The 14,092-nt window shown below is 66.7% G+C and carries 18 protein-coding genes; 3 read left to right on the forward strand and 15 right to left on the reverse strand.

Annotation, left to right across the window (positions count from 1 at the left end; translation table 11 throughout):
- Nucleotides 1–4: 4 nt before the first annotated feature.
- From pal to ruvC, 10 genes are all read right to left on the reverse strand, one after another.
- Complete coding sequence (pal, locus tag GGR17_RS01940; RefSeq protein ID WP_037211531.1) at nucleotides 5–514, reverse strand: peptidoglycan-associated lipoprotein Pal; 510 nt, start codon at nucleotides 512–514, stop codon at nucleotides 5–7.
- Nucleotides 515–601: 87 nt separating this feature from the next.
- A complete protein-coding gene (tolB, locus tag GGR17_RS01945; protein ID WP_054538311.1) occupies nucleotides 602–1,924 on the reverse strand; it encodes a Tol-Pal system beta propeller repeat protein TolB in 1,323 nt (440 codons plus the stop codon).
- A complete protein-coding gene (locus tag GGR17_RS01950) occupies nucleotides 1,924–3,084 on the reverse strand; it encodes a hypothetical protein (RefSeq protein ID WP_054538310.1) in 1,161 nt (386 codons plus the stop codon). The genes tolB and GGR17_RS01950 overlap by 1 nt, the downstream gene beginning before the upstream one ends.
- A 13-nt stretch (nucleotides 3,085–3,097) precedes the next feature.
- A complete protein-coding gene (gene tolR, locus GGR17_RS01955; RefSeq protein ID WP_037211041.1) occupies nucleotides 3,098–3,568 on the reverse strand; it encodes a protein TolR in 471 nt (156 codons plus the stop codon).
- Between the two features lie 3 nt (nucleotides 3,569–3,571).
- Entirely contained in the window at nucleotides 3,572–4,267 is a 696-nt protein-coding gene (gene tolQ / locus GGR17_RS01960) for a protein TolQ (RefSeq protein ID WP_037211043.1), read from the reverse strand.
- A 105-nt stretch (nucleotides 4,268–4,372) separates the two neighbouring features.
- Complete coding sequence (gene ybgC, locus GGR17_RS01965; RefSeq protein ID WP_054538309.1) at nucleotides 4,373–4,768, reverse strand: tol-pal system-associated acyl-CoA thioesterase; 396 nt, start codon at nucleotides 4,766–4,768, stop codon at nucleotides 4,373–4,375.
- Nucleotides 4,768–5,391: a hypothetical protein gene (locus tag GGR17_RS01970; RefSeq protein ID WP_054538308.1), complete on the reverse strand. Its 624-nt coding sequence runs from the start codon at nucleotides 5,389–5,391 to the stop codon at nucleotides 4,768–4,770. Before GGR17_RS01970 ends, ybgC begins: the two co-directional genes overlap by 1 nt.
- An 80-nt stretch (nucleotides 5,392–5,471) precedes the next feature.
- Nucleotides 5,472–6,500, reverse strand: a complete 1,029-nt coding sequence (gene ruvB / locus GGR17_RS01975; RefSeq protein WP_054538307.1) for a Holliday junction branch migration DNA helicase RuvB — start codon at nucleotides 6,498–6,500, stop codon at nucleotides 5,472–5,474.
- Between the two features lie 64 nt (nucleotides 6,501–6,564).
- The gene (gene ruvA / locus GGR17_RS01980; protein ID WP_054538306.1) at nucleotides 6,565–7,233 is read right to left on the reverse strand and encodes a Holliday junction branch migration protein RuvA; all 669 of its coding nucleotides are present in this window, start codon (nucleotides 7,231–7,233) and stop codon (nucleotides 6,565–6,567) included.
- Nucleotides 7,230–7,733: a crossover junction endodeoxyribonuclease RuvC gene (gene ruvC / locus GGR17_RS01985; RefSeq protein WP_054538305.1), complete on the reverse strand. Its 504-nt coding sequence runs from the start codon at nucleotides 7,731–7,733 to the stop codon at nucleotides 7,230–7,232. The genes ruvA and ruvC overlap by 4 nt, the downstream gene beginning before the upstream one ends.
- Before the next feature lie 326 nt (nucleotides 7,734–8,059).
- Here ruvC and GGR17_RS01990 point away from each other — a divergent pair, with 326 nt between their 5' ends.
- Complete coding sequence (locus GGR17_RS01990; protein WP_037211056.1) at nucleotides 8,060–8,251, forward strand: DUF1127 domain-containing protein; 192 nt, start codon at nucleotides 8,060–8,062, stop codon at nucleotides 8,249–8,251.
- Between the two features lie 102 nt (nucleotides 8,252–8,353).
- On the opposite strand, the gene GGR17_RS01995 is transcribed toward GGR17_RS01990, so the two are convergent.
- From GGR17_RS01995 to GGR17_RS02015, 5 genes are all read right to left on the reverse strand, one after another.
- Nucleotides 8,354–8,701, reverse strand: coding sequence for a hypothetical protein (locus tag GGR17_RS01995; RefSeq protein WP_054538304.1), 348 nt, complete (start codon nucleotides 8,699–8,701; stop codon nucleotides 8,354–8,356).
- A gap of 79 nt (nucleotides 8,702–8,780) precedes the next feature.
- Entirely contained in the window at nucleotides 8,781–9,653 is an 873-nt protein-coding gene (locus tag GGR17_RS02000; protein ID WP_054538303.1) for a 50S ribosomal protein L11 methyltransferase, read from the reverse strand.
- Between the two features lie 34 nt (nucleotides 9,654–9,687).
- A complete protein-coding gene (locus GGR17_RS02005) occupies nucleotides 9,688–10,245 on the reverse strand; it encodes a P-loop NTPase family protein (protein ID WP_054538302.1) in 558 nt (185 codons plus the stop codon).
- A 211-nt stretch (nucleotides 10,246–10,456) separates the two neighbouring features.
- Nucleotides 10,457–11,107 carry a peptide-methionine (S)-S-oxide reductase MsrA gene (gene msrA / locus GGR17_RS02010; protein WP_054538301.1) on the reverse strand — a complete coding sequence of 217 codons (651 nt, stop codon included), beginning with the start codon at nucleotides 11,105–11,107 and terminating at the stop codon, nucleotides 10,457–10,459.
- Between the two features lie 55 nt (nucleotides 11,108–11,162).
- Nucleotides 11,163–12,395, reverse strand: coding sequence for an MFS transporter (locus tag GGR17_RS02015; RefSeq protein WP_054538300.1), 1,233 nt, complete (start codon nucleotides 12,393–12,395; stop codon nucleotides 11,163–11,165).
- A 151-nt stretch (nucleotides 12,396–12,546) separates the two neighbouring features.
- Between GGR17_RS02015 and GGR17_RS02020 the strand changes: the two genes are divergently transcribed.
- Complete coding sequence (locus GGR17_RS02020; RefSeq protein ID WP_054538299.1) at nucleotides 12,547–13,608, forward strand: YeeE/YedE family protein; 1,062 nt, start codon at nucleotides 12,547–12,549, stop codon at nucleotides 13,606–13,608.
- A gap of 103 nt (nucleotides 13,609–13,711) precedes the next feature.
- The gene (locus tag GGR17_RS02025) at nucleotides 13,712–14,089 is read left to right on the forward strand and encodes a COG4315 family predicted lipoprotein (protein WP_054538298.1); all 378 of its coding nucleotides are present in this window, start codon (nucleotides 13,712–13,714) and stop codon (nucleotides 14,087–14,089) included.
- Nucleotides 14,090–14,092 lie beyond the last annotated feature (3 nt).

Below are 14,092 nucleotides of genomic sequence, written 5' to 3' on the forward strand. Positions count from 1 at the left end.
CCCCCTAGCTGCCCGCGCCCGCGGTCACCACGGTAACCGCGCGCCGGTTCTGCGCATAACACGATTCGTCAGAGCAAATCTCGATCGGACGCTCCTTGCCATAGCTCACCGTGCGCACCCGCGCCGGCGACACGCCGCGCGACACCAGATATTCCTGCACCGCATTGGCCCGCCGCGCGCCAAGCGCGAGGTTGTATTCGCGCGTGCCCTGCTCATCCGCATGGCCTTCGACGATCACGCTGTATTCGGTATTGGTCAGCAGCCACTCGGCCTGCCCCGCCAGCGTCACGAGCGCGCTGTCGGACAGGCTGCTCTGATCCACGGCGAAATGCACCCGGTCGCCGATGGTCTGCTCGAAATAGGCCACGGAACTCGGGTCGTTCACGCTGCCGGCAAAGCCGGCGGCACCTGTGGTGCCCGCGCCCGCGCCGGCCGTGTCGAAGCGGGCCGGATCGGAACAGGCCGCCAGCGTCAGCGCCGCCACGACCAGAATGGATTTGGAAACGGTTTTCATCGGACAATCCTTGTTGTCATTCTTGGCTCGAATGCGCCCAGCATATCAGCCGGGCGCGGGTTTGGAAACGCGCCGCGCAGGGCGCGCTCAAGGCAAAAGCGGCGACCATGCCGGATCGGACGCGGCCCCGGCAACCGGCACCTTGCGCAGGTTGCGCCCGGAAATATCCACCGAATAAAGCGCCGATGTGCCCGACGCCCCGGCCGTTTCGCGGCTGAACATGATCACGCGCCCGTTGGGCGACCATGTGGGCCCCTCATCGAGGAACGAGGCCGTCAGCAGCCGCTCTTCCGAGCCGTCCACCCGCATCACCCCGATATGAAACCGCCCGGCGTTCTGTTTGGTAAAGGCGATCAGATCGCCGCGCGGCGACCAGACCGGCGTGGAATAGCGCCCGCTGCCAAAGCTGATGCGCCGCGGCTCGCCGCCGCCGACGGGCATGATGTAAAGCTGCTGTGTGCCCGACCTGTCGCTTTCGAACACGATGCTCCTGCCATCGGGCGAAAAGCTGGGGGCGGTCTCGATCGACGGGGCAGAGGTCAGGCGCGTGCGCTGGCCGCTGGCCAGGTTCAGACTGTAAAGATCGGTGTTGCCGCCGGAAGACAGCGAAAACAGCACCGTGTTGCCATCCGGCCCGAAACGCGGCGAAAAGGTCATCGTGCCGGGCTGATCATCCAGCGCGCGGCGGCCGACGCTGGCCACATCCAGCAGGAAAATACGCGGAAACCCGGTTTCATAGCTGGTATAGAGCACCCGCGCCCCATCCGGCGAAAAGCGCGGCGCCAGCACGAGCGATGTGCTGTCTGTCAGATATTGCACATTCGCCCCGTCGTAATCCATGATGCCCAGCCGCTTGCGCCGGTCGTTCTTGGGGCCGGTTTCGGCAACATACACCACGCGGCTGTCGAAATACCCGCCCTCGCCGGTGATCCGCGCATAGACCTGATCGGCCACCTTGTGCGCCACCCGCCGCCAGCCTGCCGTGGTGCCCGCGAATTGCAGCCCGTTGCCCAGCGGCGCCTCGGCGAACACGTCCAGCAGGCGGAACTTCACCGTCAGCCGCCCGCCCGCGTCCACGCTGACCGCGCCGGTGATCAGCGCCTGCGCGTTGATCGCCTTCCAGTCGGCATATTGCACGGGGCTGTCGAAGCTGGTGACGTTTGCGATGAACGCCTCTTTCGGAATTTCGCGGAAAAGGCCGGTTCCGGCCAGATCGGCGGCCACCACCCTGCCGATATCCTTGGCATATTGCGCCGCGGCGGCGTTTTCGGCCACGAAATCGGGCACCGCGAAGGGCAAGGGCTCGATCACGCCCTCGTCGATCACGATCCGAAGCGGGCCGTCCTGCGCCAGTGCGGGCGCGGCGGCAAGGCCCAGAAGGGCCGCGAGGAGGGTCAGAATACGTCGCATCATTTGATCCTCATGTTCTCCGGATTGAATGTCATCTCAATATTGCGCCACTGGCCGTATTTCTCTTTCGGCAGATCAAAGCCCGTCGCCCCACAGCGGATAATGGCGCGCCGGGCGGATTCATAGGTCTGACGCGCCGCGGTCTCGGATCCACCCGAAAACGATTTCATGCTGATGGTGTCGATCTTCGGCTTGGCATCCTCGGCCATCGACAGCGCGACAACGACGGTCGTGCGCATCGCCTCGCTCGACAGTGACCCCACGTTCCAGCACGCCCCGACGGCGATGCGCAGCGCATCCTTTTCGCCCTGGGTCATCGGCGGCCCCAGGGCTGCGGCGCCGTTGCCGGTGGTCTCGGCGGCGCCGCCGCCAAGCGCTTCGGCCAGGGCATCGTTCACCGCGGCCGACACATCGGGCGGCGGCGCCACCGGCGCGGGCGCGGGCGTTGCCGGCGCAGGTGTCACCGGCGCGGCGGCGGCGGGCGCAGGGCGAACCGGCGGCGCGGGCCGCGTACGCGGCCGCAGCGATGCGGTCAGGCTGGTTTCGGCGTCCGGTTTTTCCTCGGCCTCGGTCACGATCTCGGTCGTGGCCTCCTCGGGTGCGGTCGCACGCTCCTGCGGCGGCGCGGCGGCCTCGGGCTCGGGCGACGGCGTTGTCGCCTCCTTCACAGTGTCCGACACGTCGGCATCCGGCGCCGGACGTGCCGCCGGAGCCGGAGCAACGCGCGGCGCAGGCCGCGGCCGCGCGCTCTCGGTCAGGATCGTAGTGCCTTCCTCGATGCTGGGCGGGGCGGGCGGTGTCGGCGCGGCATCTGTCACCTCGGCCTCGGGCAGCGGCGCGATCTCGCTGACATCTGGGGCCGGATCGGGCGGCGCGGGCCGCGTGGCCAGGGGCACGGCGGGCGTTTGCGGCGCGGTGTCGGGCACCGGCGTGTCGGCCACGGCCTCTTCGGCAGGCGGCGCCACCGGTGCGGGCGCCTCCGCCGTGGCACGCGGCGCCGAAGCCGGCGCGCTCAGCGCAGCGAACTCCTCGCCGGTGATGATCGACACTTCGGCCACCTCCAAAGGCTCGGGCGGGCGGGCGTCGAACAGACCGCCCACCAGAAGCCAGAGGATCAGGCCGATATGCCCGATGCCCGAAATATAGGTGCCCGTGTTCATGAAGGCCCCTGCCTTACCCGCCCTGTCCGCCCAGGGTCGGCCCGCCGGTATCCGTCACCAGCCCGATATTGCGGAACCCGGCCGCGTTCAGCGCGCCCATCACCTGGATCACACGCTCATAGGGAATCGCCCCGTCGGCCCGCAGAAAGATCTTGTCATTCTCACGCTCGGCCGCAACCGCGCGCAGCTTGGGGATCAGCTGGTCCGCCGGCGTTTCGGTGTTCTGCAGCAGGATCAGCCCGTCGATGGTCAGCGTCACCGTCAGCGGCTCTTCCTGCTCGCCCGGCAGCGCCTCCGCCGCCGTCTTCGGCAGCTCCACCGGCACCCCCACCGTCAGCAGCGGCGCCGCGACCATGAAGATGATCAGCAGCACCAGCATCACGTCGACCATCGGCGTGACGTTGATTTCCGACATAGCGGCAGAGCGCCCCCGGCTGCGCCGCCGCCGGTTCCCGCCCTTGCGTTGAACGACCCCCGCGCCCATCGCTCAGCTGTCCAGCTGACGCGAAAGGATGGTGGAGAACTCGTCGGCAAAGGCTTCGTACCCGCCGACGATCCGGTCACTGTCCGCCGAAAGCTTGTTGTAGAAAACCACGGCCGGAATCGCCGCCAGAAGGCCAAGGGCGGTCGCCAGCAGCGCTTCCGAAATCCCCGGCGCCACGACCGCCAGGTTGGTGTTCTGCTGAATCGCGATCTCCTCGAACGCGTTCATGATGCCCCAGACGGTGCCGAACAGCCCGACGAACGGCGCGGTCGACCCCACCGTCGCCAGAAAGGACAGCCCGCCATTCAGCCCCTCGGCCTCTTTCGCGATCGCCACATCCATCGACCGGTCGATGCGCGGCGCGGCGCCGGGGATCAGCCCGCCATCCTGTCGGTGCGACCGGCGCCATTCCATCATGCCGGCGGCGAAAATCCGCTCGGGCGCGCTGGCCGGCTCGGGCCCGACCTTCTCGAACAGCTCATCCAGCGGCTCGCCCGACCAGAACGCCTGATCGAACACCCCGGCCTCCTGCTGCGACCTGCGGAAGGTCAGAAGTTTCTGAATGATGATCGCCCAGCTCCAGAAAGAAGCGGCGATCAGAAGGATCATGACGATCTTGACGGCGAATGTCGCACGCGCAAAAAGCGCAAGCATGGAGAAATCGATCTCCTGCGCCATTGCAAGGGTTTGGGTTTCCATCTGCCTGCTCGTTGTTGGGCCGCGTTTGTCCGGCTCTGGTTACGCCGGACCGTACAATGTTTTCAGGGGAAATGCCAATACATCCGCGTCATCGCGGCATTGCGCCTATCCCCCGCCAAATGATCGGCGAATATCGGCCGGAAGCCGCACCGGAGCACCGCTCGCGGCCAGCATCGCCAGCGTCACCCGGGCCGCAAACAGCACGTCGTCGCCGCGCATCACACGCTGGGCCAGAACCACCCGCGCGCCGGTCACCGCCTCGGGCATCGTCTCCACCACCAGCATGTCGTCATAGCGGGCGGGCGACAGATAATCAGCCTCCACCCGCCGCACGGCGAAGACCAGCCCCTGCTCTTCCTTCAGCCGCAGCTGATCAACCCCCAGCGCCCGCACCCACTCGCTGCGGCCACGCTCGATGAACTTCAGGTAATTGGCGTAATAGACGATCCCGGCCAGATCGGTATCCTCGTAATAGACGCGAATGGAAAACCGATGCGCCATCAGCCCGCCCCGATCCGCGCGGCCAGCCGCAGCGCATGGCTCGCATCCCCGGCCGCCGCCGGCATCACCGGATCATAGGCGGCGCGAATCACATCCGCGATCTCGGGCCGCAGCACACTCACCCCGCCCGCGATCCGGCCCAGCGGGCTGCGCCCGGCAAAGGCGTTCTCCGACCACAGCAAGATCACCTGAACCATCTGGCTCAGCGCCAGCTCCTCGGCGGGCAGCGCCGCAAGCGCCCCCTCCATGCGAATGAAAACAAAGGCCGCCCGGATCGCCCCCTCCGCGTCGAAGCGGAAAAACCGGTACTGGGTCGCCCCCGCCGCCCGCAACCGCGCCAGAAGCGGGCCAAGCTCCGGCACCAGCCGATCCATGTTCGGCGTATCGGCAAGCTCCTGCCAGTCGCGGATAAAGAACACCATCAGATTGGCGCCCAGCTCGGGGTCGGTCTCGGCCATCCTGTGCCCCGCCAGCGCCACAACCGCCTCGCACGCGCCCTTGACCACCGCCAGCGTCTCGTCGGTCACCCCGAAAACCACCGGCACGATCGGCCTGCCCCAGCGGGCGAACAGATATTGCCCGTCCTCCCGCGTGAACAGCGCCTGCACCTCTTCGGCGGTCATCCGAACATCCTTCATCTTTCCGGAAATATCCCCGCCGGAGGCATAAAAGTTCCGCGCCCCGCCCGCAACCCGGCGCGGCGTCAGCCTTCGAACAATCCGCCCTGCACCGGCGCCCCGGGCGCCTCCAGCCCCAGATGCCGCCAGGCCTTCGCCGCCAGCATCCGTCCGCGCGGCGTCCGCTGGATCAGCCCCTGCTGCAGCAAGAACGGCTCGATCACCTCTTCCAGCGCGTCGCGGCTTTCCGAAAGCGCCGCGCTCAGCGTCTCGATCCCCACCGGCCCCCCGGCGTAATTCTCGGCGATCAGCCGCAGATAGCGCCGGTCGGCCCCGTCGAGGCCCAGATGATCCACGCCCAGCCGGGTCAGCGCATTGTCGGCGATGCCCTGCGTGATCCGCCCGTCACCTTCGACCACCGCGAAATCCAGCACCCGCCGCAACAGCCGCCCGGCGATCCGCGGTGTGCCGCGGGCCCGCCGCGCAATCTCGCGCGCGCCGCCGGTGTCGGCGGGTACGCCCATCAGATGCGCGCCCCGGGTGACGATCTCATGCAACTCCTCGACGGTATAAAACTGCAGCCGCGTGGGGATGCCGAACCGGTCGCGCAGCGGCGTGGTCAGCAAACCCAGCCGCGTGGTGGCGCCGACCAGCGTGAAAGGCTGCAACTCGATCCGCACGGTGCGCGCGGCGGGGCCTTCGCCGATCACCAGGTCCAGCTCGAAATCCTCCAGCGCCGGGTAAAGCACCTCTTCGACCACCGGGTTCAACCGGTGAATCTCGTCGATGAACAGCACGTCACGCGCCTCGAGGTTGGTCAGGATCGCCGCCAGGTCGCCCGCCTTGGCCAGCACCGGGCCGCTCGTCATGCGGAAGTTCACCCCCAGCTCACGCGCCATGATCTGCGCCAGCGTGGTCTTGCCCAGGCCGGGCGGGCCGTGGAACAAGGCATGATCCATCGCCTCGCCCCGCATCCGGGCGCTTTCGATGAAAACCTTCAGGTTGGCGCGCGCCTCGGCCTGGCCGATGAATTCGTCCAGCGTCTGCGGGCGCAGGGCGCGGTCGGCATCCTGCGGCTGGGCCTCGGGGCGCAGCGTTGGGTCGGGCTCGGTCATCGGCCACGCCCCCCGGTCGTCTCAGCGAAAAGGCCCGCAAGGGCCGATGGGCCTGCCATCCACGTCATCCCTTGGGCGCCAGCAGCTTCAGCGCCGCGCGGATCAGCGCGGGCGTGTCGGCCCCGGGCGCGGCACCCGCGGCCTCGGCCACCGCCCCTGCCGCCTCTCCGGGGCCGTAGCCCAGATTGCCAAGCGCCGACAACGCATCAGCCTGCACCGAGGCGCTGCTCTGCACCGCCGGCGCGGCGGGCGGCGGCGCGGGGTTGTCTTCCAGAACCTCCGCCTGGGCGTCGCCCGTCGCGGCGGGCAAACCGCCGCCCATCGCCATCACCGCGGGCGCCTTGTCCTTCAGCTCCAGCACCACGCGCTGCGCCAGCTTGGGGCCGATGCCGGGCGCGGCCTTTACCGCCGCCCAGTCGCCCAACGCGATCGCGCGCGAAACACCTTCGGCGCCCAAAGTGCCCAGAATCGCTGTCGAGGCCTTGGCGCCAACCCCCTGCACGCTGGTCAGAAGACGGTGCCACTCCTTTTCCACGAGCGTCGGGAAACCGTAAAGCTGCAACAGATCCTCGCGCACCTGCAGATCGGTATAGAGTGCAACCGCCCCGCCCGGCCCCGGCAGCCCCGCCATCGTCCGGTCAGAGACATAGACAATATAACCGACCCCGCGCACATCGATCAGCACGTGATCGGCGCCGCGATAATCGAGCCGCCCGGCGATCCTGCCGATCATGATGCCCGCCTGACCGCGGCCGCCAGCCGCCCCGCCGTTTGCGCGTGATGCGCGTGGCACAGCGCGATCGCCAGCGCATCCGCCGCATCCGGCCCCGCGATCCGGACCCCCGGAAGCTGCAACCGTACCATGTGATCGATCTGGCGTTTGTCGGCATGGCCCACCCCGACCACGGTTTTCTTCACCGCGTTCGGCGCATATTCGCCCACCTCGAGCCCCGCCTGCGCCGGCACCAGCAGCGCGATCGCACGGGCCTGGCCCAGTTTCAGCGTCGCCACCGCATCCTTGTTGACGAATGTCTGCTCCACCGCCGCGGTATCGGGGGCGTATTGCGCGACGACACCCGTCAGCTGCGCATGAAGGCTCAGCAACCGCGCGGCCAGATCGCCGGCGGCAGTGTGGCAAATGCCGTTGGCAACATGGGAAATGCGCGATCCGTCAACCTCGATCACGCCCCAGCCCATGTTGCGAAGCCCAGGGTCCACCCCCAAAACGCGCATGCTCACCCCGATTTTCGTGTCTTTTCAGACGCAGTAGCACGAAAAGCGAACATCGGCCAGTGCCAATGCGGAACAGCGGAAATCCGCCCGTGCGCCGGCATGGGGTCAGAGACGGCATGAAACCGTCATTGCGAGGCCGGAAAACGACACCGCGCCGTTCATAATTTTTCACTTTGTAACAGTCCGTTAACGGGAGTCTCGACAATGTGAAAAACGCGCGGGCGCCATGTTGAACATTTGTCTTGCGCCGGCACAACCGGCACCCTATCTGCCGCCTGTCAGGGCGACTGATCCCTGAGTCTCAAACGGCAACAAGGACGACCAAGATGGCTGTATACAACACCACCCGCCCGCTCGCCGACGGCCGCCTTCTGGTGGGTCGTGTGGAGCGTCTGGTGACAACACTGACTGCGTGGAACAATGCCCGCATGACCCGCAACATGCTGGCAAAGCTGACCGACCGGGAACTGAGCGATATCGGCCTGGAACGGGGCGCGATCGACGACATCCGGGCCTGAACGGCCCGGCCACCTTCGAAAAACATGTAAACCCACCCCGCCACGCATGGCCGGAGTGGGTTTTTTTTCTGGCACTGTTTCTCGCCCTGCGGATGACGCGTTTTACAGCGGTGCCTTCAGCAACTCCCGCACATAGCCCGACATCCAGAGTGTCACCGGATCTGCCTGCATGACATAGGCCCCGACCTGTTCGATCTGGGTGCCCTGGTTCAGGCGCCCGACACGTTCCTGATAATCGGCTTCGCCGATCTGCGCGATCAGAATCGATTTGGCCACCAATGCGCTGGACACCACAAGAAACATCGGCCGCAGCAAGGACCGGCGCCCGACACGGCGGGTATAGCTGGACCGGCCAAGCGTACCGGCCGCTTCAAAGCCGCCGCCGCGCCGGTGAATACGCTCAATGCGGGTCAGCCGGCCGCGAAAATCCTGAATCTGAGGATCGAGCATAACAACGCCCCTTCAAAACACTCATCTACGCCCCCATGCGACGTTTGTAAGGTGAGAAAAAGGCACAATTATGGCAGGTTTAGCCGCTTTTCCTGAGACAAAGCGTCGTCCAGTCGCCGATCGCTTCGCGGGTGTGAACAATCAGCCCGTTTTCGGCATATGCGGCGACAACTTCTTCCGCCTGCTCGTTCAGAATTCCGGAAAGAATCGCATATCCGCCCGGCGCGATATACGCCCCCATGTCCGGCGCCAGCGCCACCAGCGGCCCTTTCAGGATATTGGCGAACACCAGATCGAACGGCGCCGCCGCGCTCAGATCCGGATGATCGAATCCGGCCGCCTCGACGCAGCGCACCCGCCCCTCCAGCCCGTTGCTGACGGCATTGGCCTGCGCCACCTCGACCGCGATCTGATCAATGTCCGAGGCCAGAACCGTCTCGGGCCAGATCTTCGCCGCGGCCATCGCCAGAACCGCCGTGCCGCAGCCGATATCGGCCACGTTATGCCCATGAAAGCCTTCCGCCGCCAGCCGGTCGAGCGCGCGCAGACAGCCCAGTGTCGTGCCATGATGGCCGGTGCCGAAGGCCATGGCCGCCTCGATCAACAGGGGCACCGCGCCTTCCGGCACCTTGTCGGCGTCATGGCTGCCATAGACGAAAAAGCGCCCCGCCTCGACCGGCGCAAGTTCGCGTTTGACCTTGGAAACCCAATCCACCTCGGGCAGTTCCGAAATCGCGAAATCCTGCGCGCCATGCATCGCCGCCAGCAGCGCCAGCCCCGCCCTGTCGGGCACTTCGGTGAAATAGCCGCCGACCTCCCACAGGCCGGACCCGTCCTCGATCTCGAACACGCCGACACCGGTAGGTTCTGGCTCCAGCCGCTCCATCGCCTCGCCCAGCGCCTCGGCGCTGTCTTTTCCCGGCAGGGTCGTCAGGGCGGTGAATGTCGGCATCGGGCGGCTCCGGTCTGTTGTTTCGCCCCTGCGCCTAGGCGTCCGCGCGGGTCTGGTCAAGCGCGCCGAGCGCCTGTGCCGTCAAAGTCTCGATGGGCAGGCGGGCGTCGAGGCGGATCACCGGGCATTCCAGCTCTTTCAGCCACAGGTCATGCACCCGGCGGCTGCGGCCCGTGAACTGCGGATCGTCATAGCTCATCGCCCAGTCCAGAAAGCTCTGGAACGCCCTGGATTGGGCGCCCCCCGGCTCGATCGCGCGGCCGTAGCGCCGGCGTTCGCGCGCGCGCAGCCGGGCCAGCCGAGCGCCGGACGGAAGCGACAGGAACACCACATGGGTCAGCCGCGGAATGATCGGATCGCCCCAGCCCGCGAAAGAGCCGGCCAGGATCCAGTCCGCCCGCGGCACGAACAGCGCATTCATCATCACCAGCCGCTCGGCGGCCGGGCGCTTGTCTCTGAATGGCGGGTCCGACGGGTACCAGTAGAAGTCATCGGTATCAAAGGCCTGCGTCGCCAGCGCCGTCGCCATGGCGCGGGCCAGCGTCGAGGTGCCAGAGCCGCTGGCGCCCATGATGTGAATCCGCTTGCCCATACGTCACAGGCCCCCGCGGCAGTCAGATATCAGGCAAAACATCCGGCGCGATCCTCGTGCGATCTTGCTGCCCAAGCTATAGCGCCTGCGCGAGCACACCGGCAACCCGTGATGATGCCGCAACGTCACGCAGATCCGGCGAACAACCCCGCAAATGCAAGGGAACGGCACCATGATGAAGCCCCTAGGCGCGGGCGGGCGCCGTCGGCCGTCAGGCCCCCGTCCCGATCGGACAGGTCACACCGGTACCGCCCAGCCCGCAATAGCCGCCGGGGTTCTTGGCCAGATATTGCTGGTGGTACCCCTCTGCGTAGAAGAAGGCCGGGGCGGGCAGGATTTCGGTGGTGATCGCGCCAAGCCCCGCCGCCGCCAGCCGCGGCGCGAACAGCGCCGCGCTGCGCTGCGCCGCCTCCAGCTGCGCGTCGGACGCCGCGTAGATACCGGAGCGGTATTGCGTGCCCATGTCATTGCCCTGGCGCATGCCCTGCGTCGGGTTGTGCCCTTCCCAGAAGATGCGCAGCAGATCGTCATAGCCGATCACGGCCGGATCATAGATGACGCGCACAACCTCGTTATGCCCGGTCTGGCCGGTGCAGACCTCTTCATAGGTCGGGTTGGGGGTGAAGCCGGCAGCATAGCCAGCCATCGTCAGATAGACACCGTCGAGCTTCCAGAACATCCGTTCGACGCCCCAGAAACAGCCCATGCCGAACATCGCCTCTTCCATCCCCTCCGGCACCGGCGCCTTCAGCGGGCGGCCGTTGACGAAATGGGTATCGGCGGTGGGGATCGGCGTGGGCCGGCCCGGCAGGGCATCTTGCGGGGCGACCATCTGGGTCTTGTTGCGGGCAAAGGCGAACATCGGTTCCTCCGTTTCCGGTAATCTTAACAGAATATAGAGGACGACACGGAAAAACCTACTCTGCCGGGGCAGGAAGGAGCCGCGCGAAGATGGTTTCATTGCCCGGTTCCGGGTGGCGCGGGATCATAAGCGCCAGCAACAGCGATGCCATGGCCATCCCGGCGGCCAGCGCGAACACGCCGCCCGGCGCCGTCACCCACAGATAGCCGAGCGCGGCGGGCAGGAACACGGCGGCGATATGGTTGATGGTAAAGGCCACGGCGGCGGTCGGCGCGATATCACCGGGGTCTGCGATCTTCTGGAAATAGGTCTTCAGCGCGAAGGCCAGCGCGAAAAACAGATGGTCGATCACGTAAAGCGTGGCCGCCAGCATCACACCCCAGCCGAAATAATAGATCCCGCCATAGGCCAGGAAAACGCAGATCAGGCCGGAATATTCGAACATCAGCGCCCGACGCTCGCCCCAGCGGGCCACGGCGCGGCCCATCAGCGGCGCGAAGATCATGTTGGCCAAGAAGTTGATCAGGAACAGCGCCGTCACCTCGTGCACCTCGAACCCGAAACGTTCGACCATCATGAAGGCCGCGAATACCACAAAGATCTGCCGCCGCGCGCCCGACATGAACTGCAACGCGTAATACAGCCAGTAGCGGCGGCGCAGGATGAACTTCTTCACCTGCGGATGCGGCGATTCAAACTGCGGATAGGCCAGAATGCAAAACGCCACCACCGCCAGCGTGAACCCGCCCGACACCATGTAAACGAAGTTGTAGGACAGATCGAACGCCTTCCACCCCACCACCAGCAGCCCGTAAGCCACCAGCGACGCGCCCGAGCCCACCGCCACCAGCCAGCCCAGCACCTGTGGCGCGCGGGCGCGGTCTATCCATTGCAGCTGCAATGACTGGTTGACGGTCTCGTAATAGTGAAAGCCGATCGAGCTGAGCATGGTGATGGTCAGAATGCCGCCCAGCGAAGGGAACCACGCGGTCACCGCCGTCGCCGCGCCCAGCAGGCCCAGCGCCACCAGCCCCAGCACCTGTTCGCGGATGAAGATGATCAGCGCGATCACCCCCACCGCCAGAAAGCCGGGAATTTCCCGCACCGTATGCAGCCAGCCGATCTCGACCCCGGTGAAATCCGCCACCTCGATCACGAAGTTGTTCAACAGCGCCGACCAAGTGGCAAAGGCCACCGGCATCGCCATGGCCATCAGCACGAGCAGCACAACGGGCTGCCGCCAGCGCGGCAGGTCATGCGCCTGTGCAAGGGGAACGATCCGGGCCATGCCATCCCGATATTCCCTTCGCGCGGGCTTGGCGAGCGTAAAATGCCGCCCGGCCCCCGATTGGCCAACGCCCCCCCCTGATCTGGATCAAGGCAAAAAACCCCGTTGAAGGCAAAACTCCGCAAACCCGATGTGCAGGGGAGGGTGCGCGATGGATGTTCTGAGTGTGGTCGAATGGGTCGGAGAGGCCCGCGCGGCGGCGATTTTCGGGCTGATCACCGGCATTGTCTTCGGTGTGGCGGCGCAACGCTCCTCTTTCTGCCTGCGCGCGGCGACCGTGGAATTCGCGCGCGGCCAGCTTGGGCCCCGGGTTTCTGTCTGGCTGCTGACATTCTCCACCGCCGTGGTCTGGGTGCAGGGCGCGCAGATGCTGGGCCTGATGCGGGCCGAAGAAGCGCGGATGATGGCGGTGACCGGCTCCTGGTCGGGCGCGGTGATCGGCGGGCTGGTGTTCGGGGTCGGCATGGTGCTGGCGCGGGGCTGTTCGGGGCGGCTTCTGGTGCTGGCGGCCACGGGCAACCTGCGCGCCGTGATTTCTGGGCTGATCTTCGCCGTCGTCGCTCAGATGAGCCTGCACGGCTGGATGGCGCCCCTGCGCAACTGGCTGGCGGGGCTCTGGATCACGCCGGGCGGGCGCAACGTCAACCTGCTGGAGGCGACGGGCGTGCCCGCAGGCAGCGGGCTGGCGCTGGGTCTGGCGCTGGCGCTGGTGGCGCTGTGGTTTTCGCACCGCAACCGGATCGGCGCACGCACCCTGATCTTCGCCTCGGGCGTGGGCTTTGCGGTGGCGGTGGGCTGGGTGCTGACCTTCGGGCTGGCACAGGTCAGCTTTGATCCGGTTCAGGTCGAAAGCGCCACGTTCACCGGCCCTTCGGCCAATACGCTGATGTTCTTTCTGGTCAGCGACCCGGTGCTGGAGTTCGACATCGGGCTGGTGCCCGGCGTCTTCATCGGCGCCTTCCTCGCCGCCGCGCTGGCGGGCGAGCTTCGGTTCCAGGGCTTTCAGGATGCCGACAACATGAAACGCGCGATGACGGGCGCGGCGCTGATGGGCTTTGGCGGGATGCTGGCGGGCGGCTGCGCCATCGGCGCGGGCGTCACCGGCGGGTCGATCTTCGCGGGCACCGCTTGGCTGGCGCTGTTTTGCATGTGGGTGGGCGCGATCGTCACCGATTTCGTGATCGATCAGCCCGGCCTGCGCGCCGCGGCCTGACAAATGCGTGAGCGGCCGGGATTATTCCCGCCGCGCCTGCGTCATTCATGGCAGGTGTCCCGCAACGGGGCGCCCGAACAGACCCTTATACCGGAGCCTGACCATGAAACCGACCCTTCCTGCCCTTGCCGCCGCCCTGGCGCTGTCGGCCACCGCGGCCTTCTCTGCCGTTGCCATCCAGACCGGCGACACCGCCACCGGCAAGGTGCTGACCGATGGCGCGGGGCTGAGCCTCTATACCTTCGACAATGACACGCCCGCCGTGTCGGCCTGCTATGACGCCTGCGCCACTAACTGGCCGCCGCTCGAGGCGAAATCCAACGCCCGCCCGCAGGGCGAGTTCGGCATCATCCTGCGCGCCGACGGCACCCGGCAGTGGAGCTTTCGCGGCCAGCCGCTCTACCTGTGGATCAATGACAAGGCCCCCGGCGACATCAGCGGCGATGGCGTCAAGGGCGTGTGGCATCTGGCCAGACCCTGAGCC

This window comes from Actibacterium naphthalenivorans (assembly GCF_014196965.1).
Taxonomy (GTDB): Bacteria; Pseudomonadota; Alphaproteobacteria; order Rhodobacterales; family Rhodobacteraceae; genus Actibacterium_A; species Actibacterium_A naphthalenivorans.